The organism is Streptomyces sp. CA-210063, from assembly GCF_024612015.1.
Classification (GTDB): domain Bacteria; phylum Actinomycetota; class Actinomycetes; order Streptomycetales; family Streptomycetaceae; genus Streptomyces.
Genome location: NZ_CP102512.1, coordinates 5,663,033 through 5,689,949, shown reverse-complemented (window position 1 = coordinate 5,689,949; position 26,917 = coordinate 5,663,033). Strand labels below are relative to the sequence as shown.

Here is a 26,917-nt window from a genome sequence, read left to right as displayed (position 1 = left end):
TCGCGCCGTACGCGGCCGCCCGCCGTCGGGGTGAGGGTCACCGTCCGTCGCGGCCGCCCGGCAAGTGCCGGTGGGGCGTGCCTCAGTCCCTGCCCCAGCGGACGGTGTCGAAGCTACGCCGAGGCCTCGGTCAGCCTGGTGAGTTCCTCGGGGGTGAGGGTGAGGTCGGCGGAGGCCAGCAGGGGCGGGAGTTGGTCGACGGTTCGGGCGGAGCTGATGGGGGCGGTGACGGTGGGCTGGGCGGTGAGCCAGGACAGGGCGATGGTGGCGTGGGCGACACCGCGGGACTCGGCGATCTCGTCCAGGGCGGTGAGGACGCGGATGCCGGCCGGGGTTTCGAGGTAGGCGCCGGCACCGGCGGCCCGGGGGCTGTCGATCGTCGTGCCGGGGCGGTACTTGCCCGTGAGGAAGCCCATGGCGAGGGCGAAGTAGGGGACGGCGGAGAGGCCCGAGTCGGCGGCGAGGCGCTGGAGGGGGCCCTCGTAGGTGTCCCGGGAGACCAGGTTGTATTGGGGCTGGAGGGCGACGTAGCGGGCCAGGCCTTCGGCCTCCGAGAAGTCCAGGGAGGCCTTCAGGCGCTCCGGGGTGATGTTGGACGCGGCGATCGCGCGGACCTTGCCGGCCTTCACCAGGTCGTCGAGGGCGGTGATGATCTCCTCGACGGGGACTTCGGGCTTGTCGAAGTGGGTGTAGTAGAGGTCGATGTAGTCGGTGCCGAGGCGGGTGAGGGAGGCGTCGGCCGCCGCCTTGATGTTGGCCGCCGTCAGGCCCTGGTACTCGGGGTGCTGGCTCACCTTGGTCGCGATGACCACGTCGGCGCGGTTGCCGCGGGACCTGACCCACTTGCCGATGACCGTCTCGGACTCGCCGCCCTTGTTGCCCTCGACCCACGCCGAGTAGGAGTCGGCGGTGTCGACGAAGTTGCCGCCGGCGGCCGCGTAGGCGTCGAGGACCGCGAAGGACTGGTCCTCGTCCGCCGTCCAGCCGAAGACGTTGCCGCCGAGGGCGAGCGGGAAGATCTCGATGTCGGACGTGCCCAGCTTGCGAAGAGAAGTCATGTGCGACGTCAACCGGTGGGCCAGACGTTCGCATTCCGCCTCAGCGTGAACGGTGCGTGAAGCATCCGTCATCCGTCATCCGTCAGGAGGAGACAGAGGAGAGGCCCCGGGCCCCCGCCGCCCCGCATGACGAACGCCGCGCAGCCCTCATGGGGTTGCGCGGCGTCTCGGGTCCCTGCCGGCCCAACGGCCTTGCGGGGTTGCCGTTCGTTCGGGTCTTACGGGTTCAGGCCCTTGCTGCGCAGCCATGCCGCCGGGTCGATGCCGTTGGCGGAGCCGGCGGCGTGGACCTCCATGTGGAGGTGGGCGCCGGTGACGTTGCCGGTCGCGCCGACGCGGCCGATGACGTCGCCGGTGGCGACCTTCTGGCCGACGCTGACGCCGATGGAGGACTGGTGGGCGTACCAGATCTCGGTGCCGTCATCGAGGGTGAGGACGGTCTTGTAGCCGTAGGAGCCCTCATAGCCGGCCCGCGTGATGGTGCCGCTGTGGACGGCCTTGATGAGGGTGCCGGTGGGCGCGGCGAAGTCGAGGCCGGTGTGGTAGCCGGAGGACCAGTAGGGGCCGGCCTGACCGAAGGTGGAGGTGAGGGTGTACGAGGAGGTGGGAAGCGTGAACTGCTTGGCGAGGGCCTCGAGGCGCTCGGCTTCCCTCTTCGCCGCGGCCTCCTCCTCCGCCTTCTTCTTGGCGGCGGCTTCCTTCGCCTCGGCTTCCTTCTTCTCCTGGGCGGCCTGCTCGGCGGCCTTCTTCGCGGCGGCCGTCTGGGCGGCCTCGGCGGAGGCCTTGTCGAAGGCGTCCTGCTGGGACTCGGCCTGCGCCATGATGCGGGCGCGCAGCGCCTCGCCGGCGTCCGCCGTGCCCTGCTCTGTGTCGGCGGCGATCAGGCCGGCGCTGCTGAGGGGGGTGGTGGAGGCCTGCGGCTCCGCCTCCTCCTCCTTCTCCGTGTCGTCCTCGAAGACCGAACCGACGTCGGGCATCGATATGGACACCGGGGCCTTGCCGGACTGCGCGCTGGCCATACCGGCGCCGCCGACGGCGGCTATGACACCGACGCCGAGAACCGTGGAGCTGCGGGCGAGTCCGCCACGGGCGAGTCCGCCGCCCTTCTTGGCGACGCGGTGCCGGCCGCGAGCGGGGCGAATGGACTCCTCGTTGGGGTTCCACTCCTGCCAGGGGCCCTCGTTGTCGCTGTTGTAGCTGCCGTAACCGAACGTCTGGCTCTCGCCGTCGCGTTGGCTCGGTACGAACGGGGCTTCGGTCGCGGACCGGTTGGACGCCACGTGGGCGTACTCCTTTCCTTCCTTCTCGCCTACCGGGTTAGCTGACGGGTTCGGAGCAGGAAGGTCTCCTACGCGCGTAAACCTGACGTGCTGCCACGACGGTTTCCGCGCGATTCACCCCAGGGTGGTGGTTCCCCGGTTCCCTTGCGGGATTCGGCGCGTGAGCACGGAGCCGTCTCTTGTGACGGCTGGGACGACCGCGCTGCGTTATCGAACGTTAATAGACGCGAGTACTCCATTCCAAGCTGTTCTGGATGATCGTTCCGGCTTTCGCGCAGGACTTACGGGTCATGAGGGGCGGAAAACGGGCGAGTTGACCTTGCCTCTGGAGTAACAAGAGTTCTGACGGCACGTCAGTTGGTATACGGAGAAAGGTCGGGCGGACACGTTCGGTGACATCGATCGTGAACGATGTGAGAGAGACGTGTGGGGAGGCACACGGAGAGGTGCCGAGAAGGGCGCGAGAAGGGCGCGAGAAGGGCGTCAGGGGCGGCGGACCGCCAGGAGCGCCATGTCGTCCGTCGTGCGGTCGCCCGTGTGTCGGCGCACCTCCTCCGCGAGGGTTGTCAACAGGGCGCGCGGGCCGGGGAACGTACGACCGGACAGCCGCTCGGCCGGGTCGTAGAAGACGCCTCGGCCGTCGCGGGCCTCGGAGAGGCCGTCGGTGTAGAAGAGCAGCGTGGCGCCGGGCGGGAATCCGGTCTCCTCGGCGCGGTCCGGCCAGGTGCCCAGGTCGTCCATGCCGAGCGGGAGCGCGGGCTGCGGGGCCTCCACGGTGCGCAGGACGCCGTCGGCGTACAGCAGCAGTGGTGAGGGGTGGCCGCGGTTGACGATCCGGGCGCGGCCGGCGCCGTGCGGGAACTCCGCCAGTACGGCCGTGACGAACCCCTCGCGCTCCACGGCCGCGTCCCGCCGCGCCGCCTCCCGCCGCGCTCCCTCCCGGGCCAGCGCCCGTTCCAGCCGCTGGGCGACCGCTTCGAGCGTCGACTCCTGCTCGGCCGCCTCCCGGAACGCGCCGATCAGCACCGCCACCGCCGACACCGCGCCGAGCCCCTTGCCGCGCACATCGCCCACGATCAGCCGTACGCCGTGGGGGGAGTCCTGCACCGCGTACAGATCACCCCCGATCGACGCCCCGGCCTGCGCCGCCTCGTACCGCGCGGCGATCTCCAGCCCGCCGATCCGCTCCTGCGGCACCGGCAGTACGGCCCGCTGCGCCGCCTCGGCGATCTCGCGGGCGGTGGCGAGCCGGGCGTCGCTGCGGCGGACGAGGCGGTTGATGAGTACGGCCAGTACGGCGACGGTGGTCACCGTCGCGATCTCGGTGATCGCGTCCACGTGGCCCGTGTCGCCGTAGCGGATGTGTACGGCGGTGATGCCGGCGATCGAGACCACACCGGTGATCACCGTGCCGTGCAGCGAGAAGAGCGGGGCCGCCACGAGTGGCGCGGCGGTGAAGAAGGGGACCGCCGTGAACTCGCGCGGGGTGAAGTGGTCGTAGAAGAGTCCGATGGCGATCAGCAGGACCGGGATGACGCGGACGAGCGTACGGGCGTACGAGAAACGCCGGCCGACCGGCTGCCTCGCGCCCTCTCGCTGCCCCACGGATACAGGGTTCACGGGGGTGGGGTGCGGGGCCAGTCGGCGGGGCCGAGTGGGCTAGCGGGCCGGTCGCACCGGTCCGCCCCTGGCTCGTTCCCCGCGTCCTCGTTTCCGTCCCCTTCCCGTCCCCTTCCCGTCCCCTTCCCGTTTCCTCCGGGACTCAGCCGGCCGTCAGTTCGGTCAGCTCCGGCAGGGGGAGCGTGTGCTGGGTCTGGAGGACCTTCGCGCGGAGGTAGCGGACGTTGTGGGCGGTGGTGAAGACGCCCGTGGGGACGCGGTGCCGGACGCCGACACCCAGGTCACGGAGCTGCTGCCCCTTGTCGGGGTTGTTGGAGAGCAGGTCCAGCTCGTCGATGCCGAGGGCGCCCAGCATCTGGGCCGCCGCCGTGTAGTCGCGGGCGTCCTCCGGCAGTCCGAGCGCCGCGTTCGCCTCGTAGGTGTCGAGGCCCTGGTCCTGGAGGGCGTACGCGTCGAGCTTGTTGTAGAGACCGATGCCCCGGCCCTCCTGGCGGAGGTAGAGGAGGACACCGCCACGGTCGGCGATCCGCTCCACCGCCTCGCGCAGCTGCGGACCGCAGTCGCAGCGGGCCGAGCCGAAGACGTCGCCGGTCAGGCACTCGGAGTGCAGCCGGACCAGCGGGGCCGTGCCGGGCGCAGGGTCGCCGAGGACGATCGCCACGTGCTCCTGGCCGTCGACGAGGCCGTGGAAGGTGACCATTTCGGTGTCGACGCCGTAGCCGTCGTGGAAACGCAGCGGTACCCGGACGCGGGCACGCGGGGTGGCAGCGGGAAAGTCGGGCATGCGGGTTCTCCGGTCCTGGTGCGGGTGCCGCCGTGCTTCAGATTTGAAGCACCACGCTCGGCAGGACTCTAACCCCTGCTTCAAATTTCAAGCAACCCGTTTTGAGGTGCCTCACATTCCCGCAACACAGGGAACTCGCGGTGGGCCTACTGACCGGCCTGGCTCGACGGACACGCACGGCGGCGCCACGGCAGGTCGTCGGAGCCGGTGGCCCGGGGAGCGCCGCCCTGGATCGCCGTCGCGATGGACGCGCAGATCTCCTCGAACTGGCCGATCTGCTCGGGGCTGAGGTGGTCGAAGACGGCCTTGCGGACCGTCTCGACATGGCCCGGCGCCGTCCGCTCCAGCAGGGCCATGCCCTCGTCGGTGAGCACGGCGACACTGCCCCGCTTGTCCCACTGGCAGTCCTCGCGCCGCACCACGCCGTCCTTCTCCAGCCGGGTCACGGCGTACGTCAGACGGCTGCGCGTGATCTTCAGGCGCTCGGCGACATCGGTCATCCGCATCCGGCGGTCCGGCGCCTCGGAGAGGGCGGACAGCACGGAGTAGTAGAGGTGCGGCAGACCGGCTTCCTGCTGAAGCTGCCGGTCGAGCGCGTCCTCCAGGAGGGAGCTCGCGGCCACGTAGGCGCGCCAGGCACGCTGTTCCTCGGGGGTGAGCCAGCGGGTCGTCATACGTACAGTGTAGTTATTGTTTAAAACTTGAACCAAGCCCACCGCCATCACGGTCACCGTCAGGGAGCGCGTCCATGCCCCAGCCCTACGTCCTGTTGTCCGCCGCCGTCTCCCTCGACGGCTTTCTGGACGACACCGGGCCCGAACGGCTGCTGCTCTCGGGCCCGGCCGACTTCGACCGGGTCGACGAGGTGCGCGCGGCCAGCGACGCCATCCTGATCGGCGCCGGCACCCTGCGCACCGACAACCCCCGGCTGCTGGTCAACTCCCCCGAGCGCCGCGCGGCCCGCGTCGCCGCCGGGCTCCCGGAGTACCCGCTGAAGGTCACGGTCAGCGCGTCCGGCGATCTGGATCCGGCGGCCCAGTTCTGGCACACGGGCGGCGAGAAGGCCGTGTACACGACGGACAAGGGTGCGGAACGGCTGCGCGGGCTGGGCCTGCCGGCCGGACCCAACGGCGTGGACGTGGTGTCCCTCGGCCCCGACCTGGAGTGGACGGCCGTCCTCGACCACCTCGGAGACGTACGCGGCATCCGGCGCCTCATGGTCGAGGGCGGTGGCCGCGTGCACACCCAGCTGCTCCAGCAGGGCCTCGCGGACGAACTGCAACTGGCCGTCGCCCCGGTGTTCGTGGGCGAGTCGGACGCGCCGCGCATGTTCGGCACGGGCGCGTACCCCGGCGGACCGAAGAGCCGGCTGCGCCTGCTGGAGACCCGGCCGGTCGGCGACGTCGTCCTCATCCGGTACGTCCCCACCGTCCCCGGCACCGGCCCTGCCGTCTCCGCCGCCGACCGGCACTGGCTGGCACTGGCGTGCGACCTGGCCGCCGAGTGCCCGCCCTCGCGGACCGCGTTCAGCGTGGGCGCGGTCGTGGTCGCCGAGAACGGTACGGAACTGGCGCGCGGGCACTCCCGCGAGGACGGCGACCCCGTCGTCCACGCCGAGGAGGCCGCCCTCGCCAAGCTCGACCCCGCCGACCCGCGCCTCGCCTCCGCCACGGTCTACAGCAGCCTGGAACCGTGCGCCCGCCGCGCCTCCCGCCCCGCGCCCTGCGCGCGGCTCGTCCTCGAGGCGGGCGTACGCCGCGTCGTCACCGCCTGGCGCGAGCCGGACACCTTCGTCGCGGACGCCGCCGTCGGCAATGCGGTGCTCTCGGCGGAGGGGGCCGACGTCGTCGTCCTGCCGGAGTACGAGGAGCGGGCGAAGGCACCCAACAACCACTTGGTGGGCTGAGTGAATCCGTGGTGATCGGCGGTCGTCGTTAACCCGTGTGCTTGGGGTCCCGCGGATGGCGTACACTGGTTTCAACGACGCGGGGTGGAGCAGCTCGGTAGCTCGCTGGGCTCATAACCCAGAGGTCGCAGGTTCAAATCCTGTCCCCGCTACTCAAGGCCTGGGGCCCGGAATCCGACAAGGATTCCGGGCCCCAGGTGTTTGTACACACTCTCCTGATGTCTGTACTCCCCTGATGTCTGTACCCCTGTACTCCCCTGATGTCTGTACCCCCTGATCAGGCGCTGCGGGCCGCCGCCACCGCGTCCGTGTAGAGCTCGCGGGTGAGGTCCTCCGGGGTGATGCCGAGGTCGGCGAGTACCGAGCGGATGTCGTCGAGGGCCGCGGTGAGCTCGGATTCCTCCTGGACCAGGGTCTCGACCTCCAGGAACGTGCCGTCCAGCTCGGGGACCCGTACGAGGGTGGCGAGCAGCTGCCGGCCGTACGCCTCGAAGGCATGGCTGCGGCACCGCTTCTCGAACACGATCGCCGGTACGTAGCCGAGGTGCTCCAGGATGGCGTGCGCGATCTGTGAGTCGCCCACCCGCGTCTCGTACTCGGGCTTCGAACCGGACGCCTCGTCCACCACGGCCGCCTTGAAGGTGAGCAGGGTCCGCCGGTCGCCCGTGCCACGATCGACCACGAACCGCAGCCGCAGTTCCTCGTCCCGCGCGCGCAGGCTGCCGTCCGGCAGGTCGTAGTACGTGTCCTGGTACGTCTCGGACCGGCCCTCGGCCCGCTCGTCGAGCGCCCGCGCGACCGCCTCCGGCGCGCGGACCCGCGCCTTCAACTCCGCCTCGATCACCAGCCGTTCCTTTCCTCACACCGCTCTCCCCTCCCTCTTACTGTCCCGTCCGACGGCCCTGGGACGGGAGATGGTCGGCGGTCGCGCCGACCTTCCCTCCGGGGTGTGGCTCGTTACACCCCGGGGCGGGTGAAAGCGCGGCTCACCGCTGGGCGGGGATGTTCAGCGGTTGACCGCGAAGACCGTGCCGCTGTCGTTGCCGACGTAGACCGTGGCGTCGGTCGCCGTGGGGGAAGAGCGGATGTCCGCGCCGGTGCGGTACGTCCACAGGCGCTTACCGGTGTCCGTTCGTACGGCGTAGAGGTTGCCGTTCTTGCTGCCGACGTACACGGCGTCGCCGAGGACGGCCGGTGAGGAGTAGACGATGGCGCCGACGGTGAACTTCCACTTCTGCTTCCCGGTGAGGGCGTCGACGGCGTACAGGTTGCCGTCGTCGCTGCCGACGTAGACGACTCCGCCGGACACGGCCGGCGAGGAGCCGACTCCGCCCCGGGTGGCGAAGCTCCAGAGGAGCTCGCCGGTGTCGCAGTTGACGGCGTAGAGGTTGCCGTCGTAGCTGCCCACGTAGACGACGCGGTCGGCGACCGCCGGTGAGGACTTCACGTCGCCGTCGGTCTTGAAGGCCCAGCGGCGTTCGCCGGTCGCCGCGTCGACGGCGTAGAGCCGGGAGTCCTCGCTGCCGACGTAGACCTTGTTCCAGGCGACGACCGGGGACGAACGGATCCGGCCCTCGGCGGCGAACGTCCACTTCCGGTCACCCGAGCGGGCATCCACGGCGTACAGCCGCGCGTCGTCACTGCCCGCGTAGACCACTCCCCCGGCGACCACGGGTGAGGAGTTGACCTCGCCGCCGGCGCTGAACTGCCAGCGCTGCTCGCCGGTCTTCACCTCGACGGCGTAGAGGTGGTAGTCGGCGCTGCCGAAATAGGCCAGACCACCGGCCACGGCGGGACAGGTGTAGACGCCGTTGCCCGTGCCGAACTGCCAGCGCGGCTTGCCGGTCTCGGCGTCCAGGGCGTACATGCTCCCGTCCTTGCTGCCGGCGTACACCAGCCCGCCCACGGCGAGGAGGGCGGGCGCCACGGGGCCGCCGGTACCGCGCCGCCATCTCAGGTCTCCCGGGCTCGGCACGCCTCCGGGGTCCTTCAGGGTGCCGTTGTCCGAACCCTTGTCGGGGTCGTTCTCGCCGCGCCCCAGCAGGTACGTGCCCACACCGACGGCGGCGACGCCGCCGGCTCCGGCGAGCACGGCCAGCACGCGGCGGCGGGTCGGGGCGGGGGCGGCACGGTCTCCCGCGCGGGCCGGGCTGAGCGGATCGGAGGCCGGCTGGGGTTGCTCGGGGCCGTTGGTGCCCTCGATGCGCTCGGGGCGCGGCTGTGACCGCCCGTCGATCCAGGTGGGCGGGCCGGCTGGGGATACGGGACCGGAAGCGGGACCGGGAACGGGAGCGTCGACACCGGCACCGACGCCGACACCGACACCGGCATCGGCATCGGAGTGGCGGGGGTCCGCAGGAACGCGGGGGTCCACCCGGCCCCCGGTCGGCGCGGTCCGCGTAACGGGTTCCGGCACCAGCGTCCCGCCGATCCCACCGGCCTCACCGGCCCCGCCGGGCCCGGCTGTCTCCCCCGCACGCCGCACCGAAGAGGCGACGGACTCGGGGAGCCAGGCTCCGCCGTGGAGGGCGAGGGTGACGGTGTCCGTGCTGTACTCCGCTTCGGGCGCCGGGAGGATACGGCGGGCGAACTCGGCGAGCAGTTCCGCGACGGTGGGCCGACGGGCCGGAACCTTGTCGAGACAACGGCCGAGCAGGGGACGCAGACCCGCGGGGACGCCGGACAGGTTCGGCTCGTCATGGACCACGCGAAAGCCGACGCCGAGGGACGGACCGGACCCGAAGGCGCCCTCGCCGGTGGCGGCGAAGACGAGTACTCCACCGAGGGCGAACACATCGGCGGCCGTACCGGCCCGGCCACCCGTCAGCTGCTCGGGCGACATGTACGCGGGCGTGCCGACGACGACTCCGCTGCGGGTGAGCGAGCTCGATCCGGCGCTGATCGCGATCCCGAAGTCGATCACCTTGGGCCCGTCCGGGGCCAGCAGCACATTGGAGGGCTTCAGATCACGGTGGACGAGGCCCGCGGTGTGAATGGCCTGGAGCGCCTCGCTCAGGCCGGCCCCCAGGGCGAGCACCGAGGACTCGGGCAGCGGTCCGTGGCGCGCGATGGTGTCGTCGAGCGAGATGCCCGCGACATGGACGGTGGCCAGCCACGGCGGGTCCCCGTACGGATCCGCGTCGACGACCGCGGCCGTGAACGCCCCGCTGACGGCCCTGGCGGCCGCCGCCTCCCGGGCGAACCGCTGCCGGAACTCGGGGTCGTAAGTCAGTTCGGGCCGGATGGTCTTGACCGCGACCGCGCGGCCGCCCGGCGACAGCCCGAGGTAGACCCGCCCCATCCCGCCCGCGCCGAGGCGGCCCACGATCCGGTACGGCCCCACCTGCCGAGGGTCGCTGTTCTCCAACGCCTGTGCCATGGGCCCCCCTGCCCCACCTGAGGGCTTTCGGCCCCCCGGATGCCATCTCGTCCATGATGTCCGCCACACACGGAATCCGCACCTCACTGTGCGGTCGGACGCGGCAGACGGACGCGAAGGTTCCCGTTCTTCGACGTGAGCCGTACGCCGAGGCTGTCTCCCCTCTGCCTCCGCTCTGCCTCCGCTCTGCCTCCGCTCTGCCTCCGCACGCTCGGCGTCAGCTCCGCCGCCCTGCCGTCAACTGTGGGCCCGTGCCGTGAGGTAGGGGTCCCGGCGGAGGACCTCGCGGCTGCCGAGGAGGGTGCCGGCGGCCAGACCGACGGCGGGCATCAACAGCGCCGCGGCCACCCAGGCCGGTCCGGGCAGGGCGTCCGTGCGGGCGATGGGCAGTCCGAGCAGATCGCTGAGCGGACCGGCCAACCCCACGGACGCACACGTACCGACGACCACACCCAGTACACCGGCCGCCCCGCCGGAGAGCATGGCCTCACCGAGCAGGATCCGCCGCAGCTCGGGCCGCCCGGACCCGAGGATCCGCAGAACGGCGAACTGCCCGACCCTCGCCCGCGTACTGTCCGCCGCCCGAACCACCCCGAGCGCGACGGCACCCACCGCCAGAACCAGCACCCCGACCCGCATCGCGAGATCCGCCAACCCGAAGAGACCGGGCAGGTTACGTACGCGATCGGACACCGGAGACGCCGAGAACCCGTCCCTCTGAAGCGACTCGGTGACGGCGGCCACCTGCTTCTGATGCCCGACCAGCACGACGGCGGACCGCGCACCCTCCCTCGCCCGGAAGGTCTCCGGCGTCTGCCCGGCCCGTGCCGCGGCCAGCAGCGCGGCCGTGTCCTCGGACACATAGGCCACGTCGGGCCCGTCGGCCTGCCAGGAGGGGTCGTAGAGGGCGATGACCTTCAGCTTGATGATCTGGGTGGTGCCGGACGCCACACCCGTGGCCTTCGTGTACCCGAAGGCCACGGTACGGCCGAGGAGCGGCGCGAAGTCGGTCCCCTGCGCGGTGGCCGGCAGCACCACCTGGTCCCGACCGAGCCCTTCGGAAGCCGCCGGAACCTTCCCCTTCACGGCGGGCAGATCGTCCCCCGGCGTCAGCGTGTGGGCGGCCAAGTCATACGTCCCGTCCTCCTCGGCATACAGCACGGACGGGTAGTCGGCGACGACCTGCCGTACACCGGATACCTGCCCGGCGTCCCGCAGAGCCGAGGTGGTGAGCGGGCGGACCGACGCGTCACCCTCGAACGAGGAGAGTTCGATCTGGGTGAGGCCGCCCGACCCCAGTACGTCCCGCTCGACGGCACCGGCGGCCCCGGCCGCCACCCCCGCGGACGTGGTCAGCAACGCGGCCAGAACCGTGAGCGTCGGCAAGGCCCTGCGCAGCGAACGCCCGTCACGCGTCCACGTGTACAGACTCCAACGACTCATCCGAGGCTCTCCTCACGGGCATCCTCAAGGCCCTCCTCACGGCTGTTCCCGAGGCTCTCCTCACGGCTGTTCCCGAGGCTCTCCTCACGGGCGTTCTGCCGGGGAACGGCGGACAGCACTCCCCCGTCGAGCACATGCCGCTGGTCACAGGTCCCGGCGACGGCCGCGTCATGCGTGACGAGCAGCACGGCCGCGCCCCGCTCCGCGCACGAACGCAACGCGTCCATCACCGAGTTCGCCGTCCTGGGGTCGAGGCCCGAGGTCGGCTCGTCGGCCAGGATGAGCACCGGCTGCTTCACGGCCGCCCGTGCCACGGCGATACGTTGCCGCTGCCCACCCGAGAGTTCGGTGACCCGGGAGTCGGCCAAGTCCTCCATACCGAGGTCACCGAGCAGCGCCCGGGCCTCCCTACGGTGCCGGGCGAGCCGGGGGCCGAAGGCGGCGGCCACGTTCTCCCACGCGTTGAGGAAGGGCAGCAGCCCGAGATCCTGCAGAACGATGCCGATCGACCGCCGCCGCAGCAGATCCCGGTCGGCCGCGGCCAGCGCCCCGGTGTCCTTGCCGGTGATGTGCAAGGAGCCCGCGGCCGGCGACAGGATCAGTCCGAGCAGGGCGAGCAGGGTGCTCTTGCCGGAACCGGACGGCCCTTCGACGGCAGCCGTCGTTCCCGCGTCGAGAGTGAGATCCGCACGGGTCAGACCACCGCCGGACGCGTAACCGAAGGCCAGGCCTTCGGCTACGACGGCGGGTGGGGAGGCGGTGTTCATATGACGGTGTCCTTCTGGAGTGGGGGGACGGAAACCGGGTGGGGCCAGGAGGCGAGGGCCGCGGGCTCTGAAGGGTCGAACAGGCGAAACAGACCAGGCAGGCCAGGCAGGCCAGGCAGGTCAGGCGAGGAGGTAGTACGCGGCCCTGGTGGCGTCCGCCGAAGCGGTGCCGCCCGGCGAGGCGGCGTACAGGTCGGGGAAGTTCGCGTCGCGGTAGCGCTGAAGAAGCCCCGGCAGCTCGTCCCACAGTTCCTGCGGAATGCTCTGCTCGGAGACGAGCGCCGCTTGGACCGCGTCCGAGGCGGTCACCAGGTCCCCCTCTCGCAGCGCCTTCCGGGCCTGGGCGACAAGATCGGTCCCTTCGGTGAGCCGTTCCGCCTGAGCCGTACACCCGGCATCCGCGAGCACCACGACGATGCGCAGAGAACGGGCCGACAGCGCGGCCCCGCCCTCGCCGTCCGGCACCTCGACGGCCGTACGCCCACAGCCCAGCCCGAACTCCGCGCGCGCGGCCAGGGCGCCGTACCAACCACGCTCGTTCGCCGTCGTCAGACGTGCCGGCACCCCCAGCCGAGCCGCCTCCGCGATCCCCTTCTCGGCCTGGGGCCCGCAGTTCAGGGCCAGTCGATGGCAAATCATGGCGAGCAGCAGCCGGTCGGACGGTTCGAGACCGGCGTCCGAGCCCATCCGCGTCAGCCGCCTCTTGAGCCAGTACGGCGTGTGCTCCCGCTGGGCACTGGCGGTCAGGGCCCGCGCGGCGTTGTACGTGGCGGTCAGTGTCCCCAGTTGGGTCGGCGACTTGGCGACGAGGCCGTCGGACCGGACACGCGCCACCGGCGCGGGAAGTGAACCAGCGATGGTGTCGGCCCCGTCGCCGCCGACCGTGAGTGCACGGCGGACCAGCCATCGCGTCTGCGTGTCGGAGTCCTTCAGGTAAGGCATCAGGCAGACACGCGTCTGCCGAGTCAGCCGATGCCTCAGCAGGGTCAGAGCGGCTCGCTGGATGGGCTCGAAGCCGGTGCAACCGGCCGCCAACCACCTATCGGCACCCCGAACAGCCCCTGTCGCACGAGCCCGTACACCAACGGCCCGCAGCGCCTCGACCGCGTAGAGCACCGGCACGGCCTGCTCGGCCCGAGCGGTGTCCGCCGCGAGCGTCTCCACCGCGGCCCGAGGCACGTCACCGTCACGCCCCAGGCAGGTCAGGGTGTGGAGGAAGGCAGCCCGTGTGGCGAGCGAGGTCGGAGCGTCGTCCTCTTCGTCCGGCGCGGTCAGATAGCCGAACGCCTCGCGCTCGGCCCGCTCGCGAAGCCCGGCCTGTTCCAGGACGGTTGCCGCGCCGTTGGTCTCGGCCCCCTCGGAGTCCGGGGATCCCGTCAGTGAGAGGCACACGTAGTGGGCCCGCCATGCCGGGGTGTCCAGGACGTCGGTACGGGCGAGGTCGGCCAACGCGGCGTGCCGGAGCTCGGGTACGTCGGGCACATCGGCCGCCCCGCCGCCTCCTCGGTGCCGAGCGGCGAGGGCAGCCTCCAGACGCCCGTACGCGGTCGGGTACAACGCGGGATCACGCCCCACATCGGCGCGGGTGGCACGTACGAGGTCGTTCGCTCCGCGCAGGGCGTCGAGTTGCTCGGCCAGATCACCACCGGGCGGCTGGGGCCGATCCACCGGCCCGCCACCGAACACCGACGCGCTGAGAGCCGCCGCGGCGGCCACCACCCCCACGGCCATGAGGCCCCGGCCACGACGATCCACGCGCTCAGTCACCGCTCAGTCGTTGGCACAGGCCGAAGCGAACGCCTTGACACCTGACTTGAAGGCACCGCCGTCGGAGCAGGTGGTGATGCTCGTGTTGAGCGAACCTCCCGGGTCGGCGATGCCGCTGATGTCGGCGATCCAGGTGTTCTCGTTCGTCCAACTGACCTGCCGGGTGCTCTCACTCACCTGCGTGCCGCTGGGGCTGAGCGCGAGCGTCGCCTGCCAGCCGTTGGCCTTCACCGTCGCCGTATTGCTGATCTTGCTGACCCGGTACTTCGCGCCGCCCTTCATGGTCTTCGTGGACGTCTTGAAGGAACACTTGTCCGTATAGGCGTTGCACTGCCACGCAGTGACTTCAACCCTCGCCCCCGTCCCGGGCAACGGCGTCGCCCCGGCATCCGAAATGGCGACGGTCGGCACAGCGGACCCCACCACCAGAATCCCGACGAGCCCCGACGTCAGCAGAATCCTCTTCATATGCCCCTCCCCGCGTTCACGGCACACACATGCAGACATGTCGCCCCAACCAGGCGACGAACTGTATATGTTGCGCAAATACTGAAGAGTGACCGAAAAGTGACGCAGAGAATCCCCACACAGCCCCTGAAGAAACCATCAAGCGGCAAGCGCAGCCCCCACTGACGACCACAGCCCGAAAGCCAGATGACCGGTTTCAGCCACCGGACAGTCGGCATTGTTCACACCTGAGCGTGACGGCGACTGTCAGCGGAAGCGGCGGAAGAAGGCCCGGACGTCTGCGTCCCTACCCTGGGCGCCGTAACGGTCGTAGCCCCGCCGCATGCCCTGCGACCAGCCGGGAGCGGTGGGTTCGTCCGGCCACCGGGTGGCGTCGAGCCGTGCGGCCAGGTCGTTCAGGCGTACCGGGCCGCAGGCGACCAGCGCTCCGAGGTGGTGCGACGTCAGCGACCGTGGGCAGCGGCGCTGTGTCAGGTCGACATGTATGAGATGAAGGCGCTGACCACCAGGAGCGTCAACACACCGACGCCCACCCAGCCGAGCACGATTCCGGCGGTGGCCATGCCCCCACCGCTCTCGTCGCGTTCCCTGATCTGTTTGCGGGCCACGTAGCCGAAGACCAGCGCGAGGATGCTGCCGATCCAGTAGATCCACAGGATGCCCAACACCATGGACGCGACGGCCAACCCGTTGGTCTGAGGGGGTCGTGCGTAGTAGTGGGGAGGGTAAGCGGGCCCAACGGCGTACGTCGGCGCTTCCTGCGGCGGCGTCGGCGGCACCGGGGCACTCGACGGGGACTGGGACGGGTTCGGGTTCGGGTCGTTCACCTGCGGGTCCGGGTCGGATGGCGTGGTCCCGGGGCCTCCTCATGACGCGAGCGTGACGGGAGGTTGCCATGCCACAGGCGGGAGGGGTCCCGGATGCGGGGACGCCCCAGAGGCCCGGAAACGAAAACAGCGCCCGAGCCGGCCGAAGCCGACTCGGACGCCGCGTGCCCCGGCGCGTCCGACAACCGGCTGCCTACTTGCCCCAGATCTCGCGGTACGCCTGGCGATAGCCCTCGGAGTCCCAGGACAGTGCGCCGCCGCTGTTGGAGGCGGTGGCGATGTGGACAGGGGCGACGTATCCGCTGTCGGCTCTGCCGGAGAAAGCGCGGTTGAACTCGTCGATGATCTGCCAGCTCTGTTCGGAGAGGGGCTCGGGCACGGTGGCGGCCTGGTACTCCCTGCCGTTGATGCGCCGGAAAGCCGACGGGTCGCCGTCGCCGGCGCCGATGTTGAACGGGGCCCCGGCGCCCTGCCGGCCGCCGGCGCGCAGAGCGGTGGCGGCGTGCTCGAAGTAGAGGTCGTTGATGGCGGCGGAGTGGGTCCACTCGCTGCCGAAACGGGAGAGAAGGGAAGAGACCGCCTCAACGGTGCGGCTGTTGGCCTGGGGGATGGGGATGTCCTCGTAGCTCAACAGCCTGACGTCGGAACAGGTGGCGAGCTCCTCCTTGATCAGTTCGGACTTGCGCTTGGCGAAAGGTATCGACGCATCGGTGAACAGGACGACGCCCGCGCGACCGTTGGACCGGGCGATGATCCAGTCGGCGCTGATCTTCGCGACGTCCTCGACCCTGGTCGTGATGTTGCTGAAGAGCTCCGGGTCCTCGCTGGGGCCAGGGGCACCGACGGCGTGCCAGCCGATCAGCGGGATACCCGCGGCGTTGGCCTGACGGACCTGCTGGGCAGTGGATTTGGGGTCGAAACCGCCGATGACTATGCCGGCGGGCTCCAGGGCCACGGCCTCGTCGAAGGCGGCCTTGATGCCGGCGGACGTGCCCTGGCCGTTGATGACGCGGACCTTCCAGCCGATGACCTTGGCGGCCTCCTCCACACCCTGGGCGACGCCGGTGACACCGGGGTTGGCCAGGGTCTGGGCGACGAAGACGATCGTCTTGCCGGGAACCGCCCGGGGGCCGGTGGTGGGACCGTCCCACGGTGCGTCGACGTCTTCGGCCTTCTTCACCGCCGACTTGGCATGGGCGAGGACAGCGGGGCAGCCGGGCTTGGCGGAGCCGGCGGTGGCTGCGGCGGTGGTCGAACCGCTGTCGCAGCCGACGACGGCGGTGGCCAGGGCCAGCAACGCGGCGGCCGACGCGGTCGCCTGGCGGGTGGCGTGCACGGGGGTCTCCTCAACAGGGCAAAAGGGGGGACGGGGCGAGTGGGGGGAGGAGATGGCCGAAGGCGCCGACGGTGCCCACGGAGGCTGCCAGGGCGTAAGCCGGGGGGAATGTAGCAGGGTGCGCGTGAACGTCCGACGACACGACGACACGACGCCGCACGCCTCCGCACGACGCCGAGGTGACGATCTGCCACCGAGCCACGGCGAGCAAGGCGCCGAGCCGCGGCGCGTAAGGCGCCGACGATGCCGACGACTTACGCGCCTCTGATGCCGTCGACCCTCGTCAACTACGCCACCCCGCACCGGACATGGATCGGCTGCGGACCCTACGGCGACGAAGCATCCATGTCCGCACATAAACCGAGAAACATTTTGTAATCAACTCTTGATGGCATATTGCCAGTCGAACCTCCCGCCCGAACGATAGTCTCCGCACGGCCAGTTTCGGACACATGGCGCAATCACTTCGTACCTACCAGCGATGGGCGCGCCAAAAGTGTCACGCTCCGCTCCCGGCAGTTCGCGGTCCGGCACGAACGGCACCTCGGTCACCGCTCAGGAACACGACGAAGGAGGCCCCGGGTGTCCGCGAAGACAGTGGACCCTCCCCCGCTCTCGGCTTCGCCCGAGCGGGGGGAACACGACCTCGCACCCGCCCCGCCGGGGCCCGCGCAGGCGACGCCGCCGTTGCGCCGGAGAGCGGGAGCCGTGCTCGACCGATGGCCGTTCCGGCGGAAACTCAACGTCCTGGTGAGCGCGCCCATCCTGGTCGTCGGCCTGCTGCTCGGCGCCGGTGTCGTCGACCAGGTGGGACGGGCCCGGGACGCCGGCCGGATCGCCGACCTGGTGCGCGACAGCGAGCAGGTCGCGAGGCTGATCAACGACGTACAGGCCGAACACCGGCAGGCGCTCGTGCTGTCGGTGCGGTACGAGTCGGCCCGCCCCGGAGCCGCCCTGCCGTCGCCCACCGACTACCGCCAGGCGCAACAGGACACCGACGCACGGGTCGCCGCCGTGCGTTCCGCGTTCGGGTCGGACCTGCCGGCCGAGGAGAAGCAGGCCCTCGAGTACATCAGCGGTCTCACCGTCCTGCGCGACAAGCTCGGACGGGGCTACGTTCCCGCCGCCAACATCGATCCCGCGTACGCCTCCGCGGTCGACTATCTGATCGACGGCATCGGCCTCGACCGTTTCTCCGGCACCTCGTCGTCGTCGGTCACCACGCTGCTCGACACGCTGTTGCGCGCCGACTCCGCCCACGCCGCCTATGAGAGCGCGGTGTTCTCCGCGCAGACCCGTGACGCCAACGCTCTCACCGAGTACTCCCGCGCGGTCGGCGCCCACGCGCTCTACGACCACCAGTCCGACCGGTTCGGCCGGATCGCCACACCGGACCAGGTCCTGAGCCTCAGCGGCATCGAGCGCAGTGCCGAGCAGAGCGGTATCGAGTCCCAGTTCGCGGCGCTCCAGATCGATCCGAGTTCCCTTCAGAACCAGACACCGCAGCAACTGCGCAAGGAGATCGCCGCCGGGGCTCAGCAGGCCGAAACCCGCCTCGGCATCACCCGGTCGCTGATCCGTCAGATCGCCGCCCGGGCCGACGCCGTCTCCGCGAGTGCCCTGCGGGAGGCTCTCGTGCTGCTCGGCCTGGCCCTGCTCGGCTTCGCCGTCTGGCTGGGCTTCTCCATCCTGGTCCGGCGCTCGGTCGTACGCCCGCTGGCGGCACTCACCGGCGCCGCCCAGCAGGTCGTCGACGTGGCGGGGGAGGAACTCGCGCGCGTCGCGGACGACGAGGCCGCCGACAGCACTCCGCTGCGTCCGCGGGCGATCCCGGTCCCGGTCCGTGACGAGATCGGCGAGTTGGCCGAGGCGTTCAATCAGGTGCAGGTCACCGCGGCCGCGCTGCTGGAGCGGCAGGTGCTGAGCCGCCGCAACGTCGCCGAGATGTTCGGCAACGTCGGCCGAAGGGTCAGCAACCTGACATCACGTCAGCTCTTGCTGATCGATGCCGCCGAACGCGAGGAGACCGACCCCGAGCTCCTCGAACAGCTCTACCGCATCGACCACATCGCCGTACGCCTCCAGCGCAACGCCGACAGCCTGATGCTGCTCGCCGGCATCCGGGAGACCGGCGTCGAGGCCCGGCCGACCCCTCTGGCCGACGTCATACGCGCGGGGCTCGGCCGGATCGAGGGATTCCAGCGGGTGTCGCTGCGGGCCGAGGCGGACGTCACCATCGCCCCCGACATCATCGGCGACCTCACCCTGATGCTCGCCGAACTGCTGGAGAACGCGGTCGCCTTCTCCCCGTCCCATACGCCCGTCGAGGTGGCCGTCCGCCCCGGCACCGACGTCACTTCGGACGGCGGGGCGCTGATCGAGGTCATCGACCACGGCCTCGGGATGAGCGCGGAACGCCTCGCCGAGGAGAACGCCCGCCTCGTCCGCCGGGAACGGCTCGACCTCGTACCGACCAGGGTGCTCGGGCTCTTCGTCGTCGGCAGCATCGCCCGGCGCTGGGGCATACGGGTGATGCTGAGCCGCACGCCGGGCGGCGGGGTCACCGGCACCGTGTGGATCCCCTCCGCGCTCCTGTTGACCATGAGCTCGGTGGACCCGGTCCCGCCCCGGGCCACGGGCCCGACCGGAGCCGTGGCGGCCTTCCCGACGAGGTCCGCAGCAGCGCCCGAGCAGGAGGCCGTCGCACTCGTGAGGACATCCAGGACAACGCCGCCCGCGGCGGAGCCATTGACCGACGCGACGCAAGCGCACGAGGACGCGGCGCCGGCGCACACGGCGCACAAGGACGCGAGGTCGGCGCACACGGCTCACGAGGACGCGACGGGCGACGAGCAAGGCCGCCCGGGAAGCGTCGGCACCGGAACCGGGCACCCGGGCCCGGACGAACACCGGAACCGGGAGCCCCGGCCCGCCCGGCCGGCCCTCGCCACCGAAGCCCAGCCGACAGATCCGTCGCCGCAGGTCCTCCCCCGACGCGTCCCCGCCCGCACCCGCACCCGCACGGACGGGGTCACCACCACGGACAGGGTCTCCACCACGGACAGGGTCGCCCCCACAGACGGGGTCGCCATCGCCGAGGAGCCCACGACGGATGCTTCCCGACCGCTGCGGAGGCGGGTACGCGGAGCGACCCTCGCCAGGACCGCCCCACCGGCCGACCGGGGGAACCCGGCCGTACGGCCCCCCGTCGACGCCGACGCGGTCCGCGCGGAACTCGAGGACTTCGAGGCCGCCGTACGCAGGGCGGAGCAGGACAGCGCCCTGAGCGGGACGGAGTCGGCACCATCAGCGCACCAGGAAACCCAGAAGGAGTCGGGCAGTGACCACGTCGACAGGTGACAGCAGTTCCGAACAGGCGATACCCACCGATCTGCGAACCGCCGCGGCCGATTTCACCTGGCTCCTCGACCGGTTCGCCTCGGACACGGCCGGCGTCGTCGACGCCATCGCGGTGTCGTCCGACGGCCTGCTGATCGCAGCCTCCCGACTACGCGACCATGCCGACTCCGAGCGCCTCGCCGCGATCGTGTCCGGTATGACGAGCCTCGCCGCTGGCGCCTCCGGCAACTACGGCCTGGGCGGGCTCAACAAGGTCATCATCGATCTGGAGGGCGGCCATGTGCTGGTGTCGGCCATCGGCGGCGGCGCGGTCCTCGGCGTGGTGACCTCGAAGGAGGCGAAGCTGGGCAACATCGCCTATGAGATGACCCTCTTCGCCAACCGGGCCGGGGCCGCGCTCACCCCCCAACTGGTGCTGGAGCTGAAGAAGAGCGTCGGTGCCACGCCGGCCGGCTGACCGTCCGAACGCCAGGGCACGGTTGCAGGGACTTCGGAAAGGGATCGTGATGGCCGTCGGTGGACCAGAACCACACGATGCGGCGGAAGCCGTCGGCAACTCACCGGAGCATTCCCCGGAGCCGGTCGGCCGCGCCCCCGCCATCCGTCCGTTCCTGCTGACCGCCGGCCGGGTGTCGGGAGGTGGCACCGCGCTGCCCATCCCCATCGAGACCCAGGTCGTGTCGACGTCGGCCGGGCTGTCCGTCCTCCACACGCTCACCTTCGAACACCGCGACATCATCGCCGCCTGCCGACAGCCTCAGTCCGCGGCGGAACTCGCCGCCCAGCTGCGGTTGCACCTCAACGTGGTCCGTGTGCTGGCCGAGGACCTGTGTGCCGCCGGGCATCTGGCGATCCACAGGCCGAACGCCAGAGCGGCCCAGGATCTCTCCGTACTGCGAAGGGTTATCGATGGTCTCCGCGCCGTCCCCGATGCACGGGGCACACTCCGTGACTCCGGTTGAACAGCCTCCGCTGCCGGTCAAGTTGGTCATCGCCGGTGGCTTCGGGGTCGGCAAGACCACGGCCGTGGGCTCGATCTCCGACATACGACCGCTGACCACGGAGGCCGCCATCACCGAGGTCGCGGCCGGCGTGGACGATCTCACGCACACTCCGGGCAAGACCACCACCACGGTCGCCATGGACTTCGGCTGCATCACCATCGACCCGACGCTGAAGCTGTACCTGTTCGGCACGCCGGGCCAGGACCGGTTCGGCTTCATGTGGGACGACCTGGTCGAGGGCGCCCTCGGCGGTCTGGTGATCGTCGACACCCGCCGCCTGGACGACTGCTACGCGGCGGTGGACTACTTCGAGCACAAGGAGCTCCCGTTCGCGGTCGCCGTCAACGCGTTCGACGGGGAGGTCGGGCACGATCTGGACGAGGTGCGGTGGGCACTGGACATCTCGGAGCACGTACCGCTGATCGTCTTCGACGCCCGAAGAACCGGCTCGGTACGGGACGCGCTGCTGGTGGTACTCGACATCGCCCTGTCCCGCGCCCAGGAGGCGGCGGCAACCTAAGGGGTCCCCCCAGCAGCGCATTCACTCCGGGGCCGGAGGCGAGCGAGATGTCAGGGCACCGTTCAGCCACGAGGGCCGTCGCTGCGCGCATTCCGGTCAAGCACGTGGTGAGGGCCCGCCGATACCGGCGGGCACCCTCACCTCAGGCCGCGGCCGATGGATTGGGCGATCCGCCGACGCGGCGGTATTCGGCGTTGATGCGCTGAGCTTCTTCGAGTTGGTCTTCGAGGATGATGATCCGACAGGCGGCCTCGATCGGGGTGCCCTGGTCGACGAGTTCACGCGCGCGGGCTGCGATGCGCAGCTGGTAGCGGGAGTAGCGGCGGTGCCCGCCCTCGGAGCGCAAGGGTGTGATCAGTCGTGCTTCGCCGATGGCGCGGAGAAATGCGGGAGTGGTACCGAGCAGTTCGGCGGCCCGGCCCATCGTGTAAGCGGGGTAGTCGTCGTCATCGAGACGGCCCAGTGACTCGTCTGCTGTCATCTCACCTCTCTGTGGAACGCGTGGAGGGGCCTTGGTGCCGTACGGCACCAAGGCCCCGAAGGAACTACAACACCATCTGCCGGCCCTCGTGCTGCACCGGCCTTCTGTTTCCACACACCCGTCCGATACGCCGACGGGGGTACGGGGATCGCGGATGCGTGACCGGAGACCACCTACCTATCGATGTCCTGCGGTACCCGGGCTCAGGTCTTCTGCCCGGGCGATCCTGATGGCGCTCGACTCCTCCGTTTCTTCCCTCTGAACCAATCGACTGCGGTCCTACTCATGGCGGCCCCTGATCACCGCGGGCCACCCGGTCCGGCCGTGAGTCCCGTCGCCATGTGCAACAACCTGGGCTTCGAAACTCCACCACCGCACCGTCATGCGTGTACTGCTGCCCGGCAGTTCGTGTCTGCCGGGCTTCGCTCGATCTCGGCTACGAGAGAAACCATAATGATCCGAGAACCCAATGTCTACTCCGGCAAGCATAGATTTTCGCGATCTCGACGATGAGGTATTGCCCTCCGCCCGTCTACGGATGTGGGGACAGCCCGCAGCGCAGGCCCGGCGGCCGGCTGAGACTCACAGCCGGCCGCCGGGCTTCCGGTGAGGCCGTCGACCGGCGCGGCGCGTCGGCGGTGTTCCCCGGTCCCCGGCGCGCACCTGCCGCCACCGCCCAAGCCGCCTGGACGGACCGCTGGATAGAATCCGCTCTCATGCCGAAGCCTGACGAGCTGATCGTTCACATCGCCGCCCTGGTGGAGTCCGGGCGAAGCAATCAGATGTCCCTGACCGTGGTCACCGGTGGTGCTGTCATCACCGGTCGACTGGCTCCCGAAGCCCTGTGGAGGCAGAGGGTGTCGGAGGTGCTGACGGATTCCACCCACCTGGCCGGGTTCTCCACCGTTTTCGACACCCCCGCGAAGGGGGACGGGCCGCCCACGCATCTGCACTTCCATGTCGCCCGGATCCTGCAGGGCACGGTGGGGATCCCGGAGACGGGCGGAATGTACCGTGTTGCGATCGAGGACGTCAGTGCCTGGACCGTGGGTGATTTCAGCTACTCGGACCACTGACCCGCCACCGCACCGCTCACCCGCGGGCCCGAAAACAAGACAGCGCCCGAGCCGGCCGAAGCCGACCCGGACGCTGCGTAGCAGGTCAGAGGGGGTACCCCCACCCGCGAACCGTAGGCCCTGTGGGACTCGAACCCACAACCAATGGATTAAAAGTCCTGGCCAAAGCTTGTTGGGTGGTTCCGGTCGCTGGTTCGGTGTCCGGAAACAACTGGTCAGAGCATGTGCGCCGTGAGTGCCGATCCGCCGCGCGGCGGGTTGTGTCACACCGTCCGCTCACGCATCGCTCACGCATGTGGGGCGTTCTCACCTGCGGCGGAGTGGGTGTCTCTGGGCGGCTGTCGGACGTGCGTCTGTAGGATCTCGTGACTCCTACCCTAGGCTCAGGCTGTGACCTGCGGCTTCTCGTGAAATCTCACGCCGCGTCTGGCAGTTCAGCTCAGGACCGTGTCCAAGTCCTCGCCGTGCTCGCCGAGCCGTATCCGCTGGCGTGTGAATACCAGCTGACGCGGCCCCTGACGGGCCGTCGGCTAGATCATGCAGGCCACACCGGTCGAATCGGAAAGACCGTCAACTCCCATGCTGCGGCAGCTCGGATGGCTGTACGCTCGTATCATCGCCGCCGCTGAGGGCGATCTGTTTGGCAGTTGGTGGACACCGCGGTATCCACCGGCAGGACCTGAGTACGCCGCTCGCACGGGCGGGTACCCGGATTCCGCCTACAGATCACCGAAGCGACGCCGGGTCAGCCCCGTGATGGACCGCGGTCCTCACCGAGGCGGGCACGGGTGCGTTGCGCTCCGATGGCGCTCTGCTCGCGTACGCCGGTCACCGGCCGCGAGCCCGCCTCGCGCCGGCCCATTCGATTAAGGCCCTGTGAGCACCATCGACATCCCTGACGAGCACGACGACATCGACGGTATCGAGGTCATCGATATCCGCTCCGGCGACCGCTCGACGCCGTTCGAGCACCGCGTCGAGCCGGTCAGCAAGACCACCAAGGTGATCAAGTTCCTTGAGAACCACCCCGACGTCCAGATCTCCCCGGCCGCTGTCCGCCGGATCGCGTACGGCGCGGTCGAGCCCGGACTCCTCGAAGGCGCCCGCCTGGAGCGCCACCGCGTCGAGACGGGCTGGCTGAGCGTCCTCACCTACCGCGCGTACACGCTGATGCTGTCCCCCGCGATCGAGAACGACCGGCTCCTCGACGAGGCCCACTACGCGGCCGACCCGGACACCAGCAACCAGCAGCGGGTCCTGTCCATGCCCACCGCGCACGACACCGACGCCACCCTCGTCTACGCCGACGCCATGGACGACCTCCTCGCCGCCATCGACCGGGCGTCCAAGAGCGTGAGGAAGAACAACCCGCAGGAAGTCGGCCGGCGCATCGTGGAGCGGTCCCTGACGGCCGTCCCCGCCACCTTCCGCAACCCCGGACGCCACCCCGACGACGACCTAAGCCTCGTCGACGGCAACAGCCGCTGGGCGGCCTGCACAGCCGACATCAAGGTCCCGGCCAGCTCGATCCGCCCCACCAACGCCAAGGACCCCGACAGCTTGCTTCCGTCCCACCTCATGCGGCTTCCCCTCGCCGAGCGGCGGGACCTCGTCCGGGAGATCGTCAAGAACGCCCACCGCGACATCAACGCCAACACCGGCACGAGCAAGGCCGCCCGCGCCAAGCGCGACCAGGCCGCCCGGCTCCTCAACGCGATGACCGTCCCGGTGCAGGTCATCGTCGGCTACACCGACGACAACCCGTCCATGCGCATGGGACGCTTCCCCGTCGCGGTCCGCTCGCTGCTGATGCGCATGAACATCGGAGTGAAGGAGTTCAAGGAGCCCTCGAAAAACGGTGTCACCGCCGAGGAGATCGTCACCGCCCTGTTCGACGCTGGCGAGCTCGGCGACAACGCCCAGGCCGTGCGAGACGTCCTCCTCGGCCGCGCCGACGTCACCGACGCCATGAAGTCCCTCGGACTCAACCCCGCCTTCCGCGACCTGCGGTTCACGTTCGTCGTCCAGCAACTCACCCGCAAGGAGCCCCGGCTGAACGCGGTCATGGCCGCGAAGCTCGACAAGCGCCGCCTCCAGGTCACCCACCGCAGCGGCCCGATCGTCGAACTCGGCCTGCGCTCCTACTCCAGCTTCCCCAAGGAGAAGCTGGCGCCCGTGCGCACCGCGCTGGACACCGGCTGCCTGTGGCAGGCCCTCGCCAACCACGAGTGGACCGTCGAGAACATCGACAATGACCAGGCCGTGGACGACCTCCTGGAGCGCGCCGACAACGGCGACGTCCCCGCCCGGCTGCTCCTCGGCGTGCTCGCCATGGTCACCCTCGTCACCAGCGGCTACCTCCTCGCGCCCGGCGGCTCCGCCGAGCAGATCGTGGGCAACATCAAGATCATGCGCGCCGGCGTCGGCACGGTCATCAAGACCGTCCTCGACACGAAGGAGGGCCGGCAGGTCCTCGCCGACGCGATCAAGCGGATCCGGGCCAGCCTGCCCCCGCGATGGTGGGCCGACGGCCACCTAGTCGAGCGCGAAAAGTGGAAGGGCAGCGACTTCAACGCCCACCTGCGCCTCGCCGCCAACCACGGGTTCAACCCCGAGGGCCACCAGAACGACCCCACTGCCACCGAACTCGAGGACAAGGCCCTCACGGCCTTCCAGACCTCCCTCACCACGGCCGCCTCCGACCTCGACGACCTGATCGCCCTGCGCAAGATGAACGGCACCACCACGGAACTCTCCTGGACCGTCGTGGAGCCGTCCTTCAAGCAGCTCAGCTTCATGGGCAACGACCTCGCCCGCATCGCCGAGGGCGAGCCGCGCTGATGACCGAGACCACCTGGGCCGGCGTCGTCACCGTCACCGACGAGCGGTACGCCATGCTCGCCCGCCTCGCGGGCCCGTGGCTCCTCGAACCGCAGCCCGAGCCGATCCCCATCGGCGAGGACTCCGGGTACGAGGACAAGGCCATCTACATCGCGGTCAACCGCAACGGCAACGCCTGCTACTGCGGGAAGACCGCCCCCACCCGGATTCTGAACCGAGGCGCCACCGCGACCAGGCTCAGCCAGCACATCAACGGCAGCCCGTCGAAGCGGGACGAGTGGGTTGAATACTGGGTGATCCCGCTGCGTGACGCTACCCCAGGCCATGTCGTCTCCGTCCTGGAAAAAACCGTGGCCGCCCGCCTCGGCATCCCGCTCGTGCACCGGACGCGCGTACTGCGCCAGCGCACCTGATCCCCGGCCGGTCGAAAACACGGCCGGTACCTGAAACCCACGTGGGCCCCGCACCGGGAAAACGGTGCTGGGGCCCTGCGTGCTGCGAAGGGCCCCAGCCGGACCTTATGGACTCGGGCGAGGACTCCAACGGCTAAGCCGCCGTCAGTGGATGTGTAGTCCGTGTGAATCGGATCGCTTCGAGTCAGTGCGCTTCCTGCGGTTCACCGCAGACGGTACACACGCCAGGCTGCATGATCCCGTCGTGGAAGTCATGGTAAAAACGGCCTGGCCCGTCGTAGTCGCGCAGCGCCTTGCCCGCGCAGTCCCGGTAGTCCGCGATCCGGCACCGGCCACAGCAGTCGTGACTTGTGATGGAATCCTTCGCTTTCTTGCTGCACGCATTGTGGCCGCACGCCCGATACCCGCCAGAGCCGCTGTTCCAGTGGGTTCCGAAGCTGCCCGGGTCGTCGCGAAATCTGCGGATGACCGCCTCGTCTGACTCGCTGGCGGCACGCGGCCGTGCGTTAACGACGAGTTGACCGACTACGGCTGCGCCCAGAGTGGCCCATAGCCATTTGCTACGCATCTGTTCCCCCTTGGGGTGG

Annotated in this window: 23 protein-coding genes, 1 tRNA gene and 1 riboswitch; of the genes, 9 read left to right on the top strand and 15 right to left on the bottom strand. The window is 70.2% G+C overall.

Annotated features, from left to right (window positions below):
- Nucleotides 1-113: 113 nt before the first annotated feature.
- The 5 genes from JIX56_RS24795 to JIX56_RS24775 all read right to left on the bottom strand — a co-directional run bounded on the left by JIX56_RS24795 (nucleotide 114) and on the right by JIX56_RS24775 (nucleotide 5,416).
- Nucleotides 114-1,058 (bottom strand): aldo/keto reductase, encoded by a 945-nt coding sequence (locus JIX56_RS24795; protein WP_257543650.1) that lies wholly within the window; start codon nucleotides 1,056-1,058, stop codon nucleotides 114-116.
- A gap of 218 nt (nucleotides 1,059-1,276) precedes the next feature.
- The gene (locus JIX56_RS24790) at nucleotides 1,277-2,338 is read right to left on the bottom strand and encodes a M23 family metallopeptidase (RefSeq protein WP_257543648.1); all 1,062 of its coding nucleotides are present in this window, start codon (nucleotides 2,336-2,338) and stop codon (nucleotides 1,277-1,279) included.
- A gap of 11 nt (nucleotides 2,339-2,349) precedes the next feature.
- A riboswitch (cyclic di-AMP (ydaO/yuaA leader) is annotated at nucleotides 2,350-2,507 on the bottom strand.
- Between the two features lie 314 nt (nucleotides 2,508-2,821).
- Complete coding sequence (locus JIX56_RS24785; RefSeq protein ID WP_257543646.1) at nucleotides 2,822-3,943, bottom strand: PP2C family protein-serine/threonine phosphatase; 1,122 nt, start codon at nucleotides 3,941-3,943, stop codon at nucleotides 2,822-2,824.
- 157 nt (nucleotides 3,944-4,100) lie between these two features.
- On the bottom strand, nucleotides 4,101-4,742 hold the full coding sequence (locus tag JIX56_RS24780; RefSeq protein WP_257543644.1) for a GTP cyclohydrolase II: 642 nt from the start codon (nucleotides 4,740-4,742) through the stop codon (nucleotides 4,101-4,103).
- Between the two features lie 146 nt (nucleotides 4,743-4,888).
- On the bottom strand, nucleotides 4,889-5,416 hold the full coding sequence (locus tag JIX56_RS24775; RefSeq protein ID WP_257543643.1) for a MarR family winged helix-turn-helix transcriptional regulator: 528 nt from the start codon (nucleotides 5,414-5,416) through the stop codon (nucleotides 4,889-4,891).
- A gap of 74 nt (nucleotides 5,417-5,490) precedes the next feature.
- Here JIX56_RS24775 and JIX56_RS24770 point away from each other — a divergent pair, with 74 nt between their 5' ends.
- Together JIX56_RS24770 and JIX56_RS24765 are read left to right on the top strand one after the other, a co-directional pair.
- A complete protein-coding gene (locus JIX56_RS24770; RefSeq protein ID WP_257543642.1) occupies nucleotides 5,491-6,648 on the top strand; it encodes a dihydrofolate reductase family protein in 1,158 nt (385 codons plus the stop codon).
- Nucleotides 6,649-6,726: 78 nt separating this feature from the next.
- Nucleotides 6,727-6,800, top strand: a tRNA-Met gene (locus tag JIX56_RS24765).
- Nucleotides 6,801-6,925: 125 nt separating this feature from the next.
- On the opposite strand, the gene cyaB is transcribed toward JIX56_RS24765, so the two are convergent.
- From cyaB to JIX56_RS24725, 8 genes are all read right to left on the bottom strand, one after another.
- Nucleotides 6,926-7,492 (bottom strand): class IV adenylate cyclase, encoded by a 567-nt coding sequence (gene cyaB / locus JIX56_RS24760; RefSeq protein ID WP_257543641.1) that lies wholly within the window; start codon nucleotides 7,490-7,492, stop codon nucleotides 6,926-6,928.
- A gap of 162 nt (nucleotides 7,493-7,654) precedes the next feature.
- The gene (locus JIX56_RS24755; RefSeq protein ID WP_257543640.1) at nucleotides 7,655-10,027 is read right to left on the bottom strand and encodes a beta-alanine-activating enzyme beta-propeller domain-containing protein; all 2,373 of its coding nucleotides are present in this window, start codon (nucleotides 10,025-10,027) and stop codon (nucleotides 7,655-7,657) included.
- Nucleotides 10,028-10,264: 237 nt separating this feature from the next.
- Complete coding sequence (locus JIX56_RS24750) at nucleotides 10,265-11,470, bottom strand: ABC transporter permease (protein ID WP_257543638.1); 1,206 nt, start codon at nucleotides 11,468-11,470, stop codon at nucleotides 10,265-10,267.
- On the bottom strand, nucleotides 11,467-12,237 hold the full coding sequence (locus JIX56_RS24745) for an ABC transporter ATP-binding protein (RefSeq protein ID WP_257543636.1): 771 nt from the start codon (nucleotides 12,235-12,237) through the stop codon (nucleotides 11,467-11,469). Before JIX56_RS24745 ends, JIX56_RS24750 begins: the two co-directional genes overlap by 4 nt.
- Before the next feature lie 120 nt (nucleotides 12,238-12,357).
- Nucleotides 12,358-14,004: a hypothetical protein gene (locus JIX56_RS24740; RefSeq protein WP_257543634.1), complete on the bottom strand. Its 1,647-nt coding sequence runs from the start codon at nucleotides 14,002-14,004 to the stop codon at nucleotides 12,358-12,360.
- Between the two features lie 3 nt (nucleotides 14,005-14,007).
- Nucleotides 14,008-14,415, bottom strand: coding sequence for a hypothetical protein (locus JIX56_RS24735; RefSeq protein WP_257543633.1), 408 nt, complete (start codon nucleotides 14,413-14,415; stop codon nucleotides 14,008-14,010).
- 527 nt (nucleotides 14,416-14,942) lie between these two features.
- Complete coding sequence (locus tag JIX56_RS24730) at nucleotides 14,943-15,158, bottom strand: DUF4190 domain-containing protein (RefSeq protein ID WP_257543631.1); 216 nt, start codon at nucleotides 15,156-15,158, stop codon at nucleotides 14,943-14,945.
- A gap of 334 nt (nucleotides 15,159-15,492) precedes the next feature.
- Nucleotides 15,493-16,635, bottom strand: coding sequence for a substrate-binding domain-containing protein (locus JIX56_RS24725; protein WP_257543629.1), 1,143 nt, complete (start codon nucleotides 16,633-16,635; stop codon nucleotides 15,493-15,495).
- 582 nt (nucleotides 16,636-17,217) lie between these two features.
- Here JIX56_RS24725 and JIX56_RS24720 point away from each other — a divergent pair.
- Genes JIX56_RS24720 through JIX56_RS24705 form a run of 4 tightly spaced genes read left to right on the top strand, consistent with a single transcriptional unit; the run spans nucleotide 17,218 to nucleotide 21,519 of the window.
- On the top strand, nucleotides 17,218-19,995 hold the full coding sequence (locus tag JIX56_RS24720; protein WP_443031875.1) for an ATP-binding protein: 2,778 nt from the start codon (nucleotides 17,218-17,220) through the stop codon (nucleotides 19,993-19,995).
- A complete protein-coding gene (locus JIX56_RS24715; protein ID WP_257543627.1) occupies nucleotides 19,976-20,452 on the top strand; it encodes a roadblock/LC7 domain-containing protein in 477 nt (158 codons plus the stop codon). The genes JIX56_RS24720 and JIX56_RS24715 overlap by 20 nt, the downstream gene beginning before the upstream one ends.
- 49 nt (nucleotides 20,453-20,501) lie before the next feature.
- Nucleotides 20,502-20,957: a DUF742 domain-containing protein gene (locus JIX56_RS24710; protein ID WP_257543626.1), complete on the top strand. Its 456-nt coding sequence runs from the start codon at nucleotides 20,502-20,504 to the stop codon at nucleotides 20,955-20,957.
- Nucleotides 20,905-21,519 (top strand): GTP-binding protein, encoded by a 615-nt coding sequence (locus JIX56_RS24705; protein WP_257543624.1) that lies wholly within the window; start codon nucleotides 20,905-20,907, stop codon nucleotides 21,517-21,519. The genes JIX56_RS24710 and JIX56_RS24705 overlap by 53 nt, the downstream gene beginning before the upstream one ends.
- Nucleotides 21,520-21,661: 142 nt before the next feature.
- On the opposite strand, the gene JIX56_RS24700 is transcribed toward JIX56_RS24705, so the two are convergent.
- Nucleotides 21,662-22,000: a MerR family transcriptional regulator gene (locus JIX56_RS24700; RefSeq protein WP_257543622.1), complete on the bottom strand. Its 339-nt coding sequence runs from the start codon at nucleotides 21,998-22,000 to the stop codon at nucleotides 21,662-21,664.
- Between the two features lie 716 nt (nucleotides 22,001-22,716).
- Between JIX56_RS24700 and JIX56_RS24695 the strand changes: the two genes are divergently transcribed.
- From JIX56_RS24695 to JIX56_RS24685, 3 genes are all read left to right on the top strand, one after another.
- On the top strand, nucleotides 22,717-23,076 hold the full coding sequence (locus tag JIX56_RS24695; protein ID WP_257543620.1) for a hypothetical protein: 360 nt from the start codon (nucleotides 22,717-22,719) through the stop codon (nucleotides 23,074-23,076).
- An 876-nt stretch (nucleotides 23,077-23,952) separates the two neighbouring features.
- Nucleotides 23,953-25,917, top strand: coding sequence for a hypothetical protein (locus tag JIX56_RS24690; protein ID WP_257543619.1), 1,965 nt, complete (start codon nucleotides 23,953-23,955; stop codon nucleotides 25,915-25,917).
- Entirely contained in the window at nucleotides 25,917-26,330 is a 414-nt protein-coding gene (locus JIX56_RS24685) for a hypothetical protein (RefSeq protein ID WP_257543617.1), read from the top strand. The genes JIX56_RS24690 and JIX56_RS24685 overlap by 1 nt, the downstream gene beginning before the upstream one ends.
- A 184-nt stretch (nucleotides 26,331-26,514) precedes the next feature.
- Here JIX56_RS24685 and JIX56_RS24680 read toward each other — a convergent pair whose 3' ends face one another.
- Nucleotides 26,515-26,898: a hypothetical protein gene (locus JIX56_RS24680; protein WP_257543615.1), complete on the bottom strand. Its 384-nt coding sequence runs from the start codon at nucleotides 26,896-26,898 to the stop codon at nucleotides 26,515-26,517.
- Nucleotides 26,899-26,917: the final 19 nt, after the last annotated feature.

What these genes read in the sequence shown, in the direction of transcription:
- JIX56_RS24755 (WP_257543640.1), bottom strand. Translation starts at nt 10,027, where the DNA reads ATGGCACAGGCGTTGGAGAACAGCGACCCTCGGCAGGTGGGGCCGTAC.
- JIX56_RS24710 (WP_257543626.1), top strand. Translation starts at nt 20,502, where the DNA reads ATGGCCGTCGGTGGACCAGAACCACACGATGCGGCGGAAGCCGTCGGC.
- JIX56_RS24685 (WP_257543617.1), top strand. Translation starts at nt 25,917, where the DNA reads ATGACCGAGACCACCTGGGCCGGCGTCGTCACCGTCACCGACGAGCGG.
- JIX56_RS24680 (WP_257543615.1), bottom strand. Translation starts at nt 26,898, where the DNA reads ATGCGTAGCAAATGGCTATGGGCCACTCTGGGCGCAGCCGTAGTCGGT.
- JIX56_RS24695 (WP_257543620.1), top strand. Translation starts at nt 22,717, where the DNA reads ATGCCGAAGCCTGACGAGCTGATCGTTCACATCGCCGCCCTGGTGGAG.
- JIX56_RS24705 (WP_257543624.1), top strand. Translation starts at nt 20,905, where the DNA reads ATGGTCTCCGCGCCGTCCCCGATGCACGGGGCACACTCCGTGACTCCG.
- JIX56_RS24770 (WP_257543642.1), top strand. Translation starts at nt 5,491, where the DNA reads ATGCCCCAGCCCTACGTCCTGTTGTCCGCCGCCGTCTCCCTCGACGGC.
- JIX56_RS24795 (WP_257543650.1), bottom strand. Translation starts at nt 1,058, where the DNA reads ATGACTTCTCTTCGCAAGCTGGGCACGTCCGACATCGAGATCTTCCCG.
- JIX56_RS24780 (WP_257543644.1), bottom strand. Translation starts at nt 4,742, where the DNA reads ATGCCCGACTTTCCCGCTGCCACCCCGCGTGCCCGCGTCCGGGTACCG.
- JIX56_RS24750 (WP_257543638.1), bottom strand. Translation starts at nt 11,470, where the DNA reads ATGAGTCGTTGGAGTCTGTACACGTGGACGCGTGACGGGCGTTCGCTG.
- JIX56_RS24775 (WP_257543643.1), bottom strand. Translation starts at nt 5,416, where the DNA reads ATGACGACCCGCTGGCTCACCCCCGAGGAACAGCGTGCCTGGCGCGCC.
- JIX56_RS24745 (WP_257543636.1), bottom strand. Translation starts at nt 12,237, where the DNA reads ATGAACACCGCCTCCCCACCCGCCGTCGTAGCCGAAGGCCTGGCCTTC.
- JIX56_RS24700 (WP_257543622.1), bottom strand. Translation starts at nt 22,000, where the DNA reads ATGACAGCAGACGAGTCACTGGGCCGTCTCGATGACGACGACTACCCC.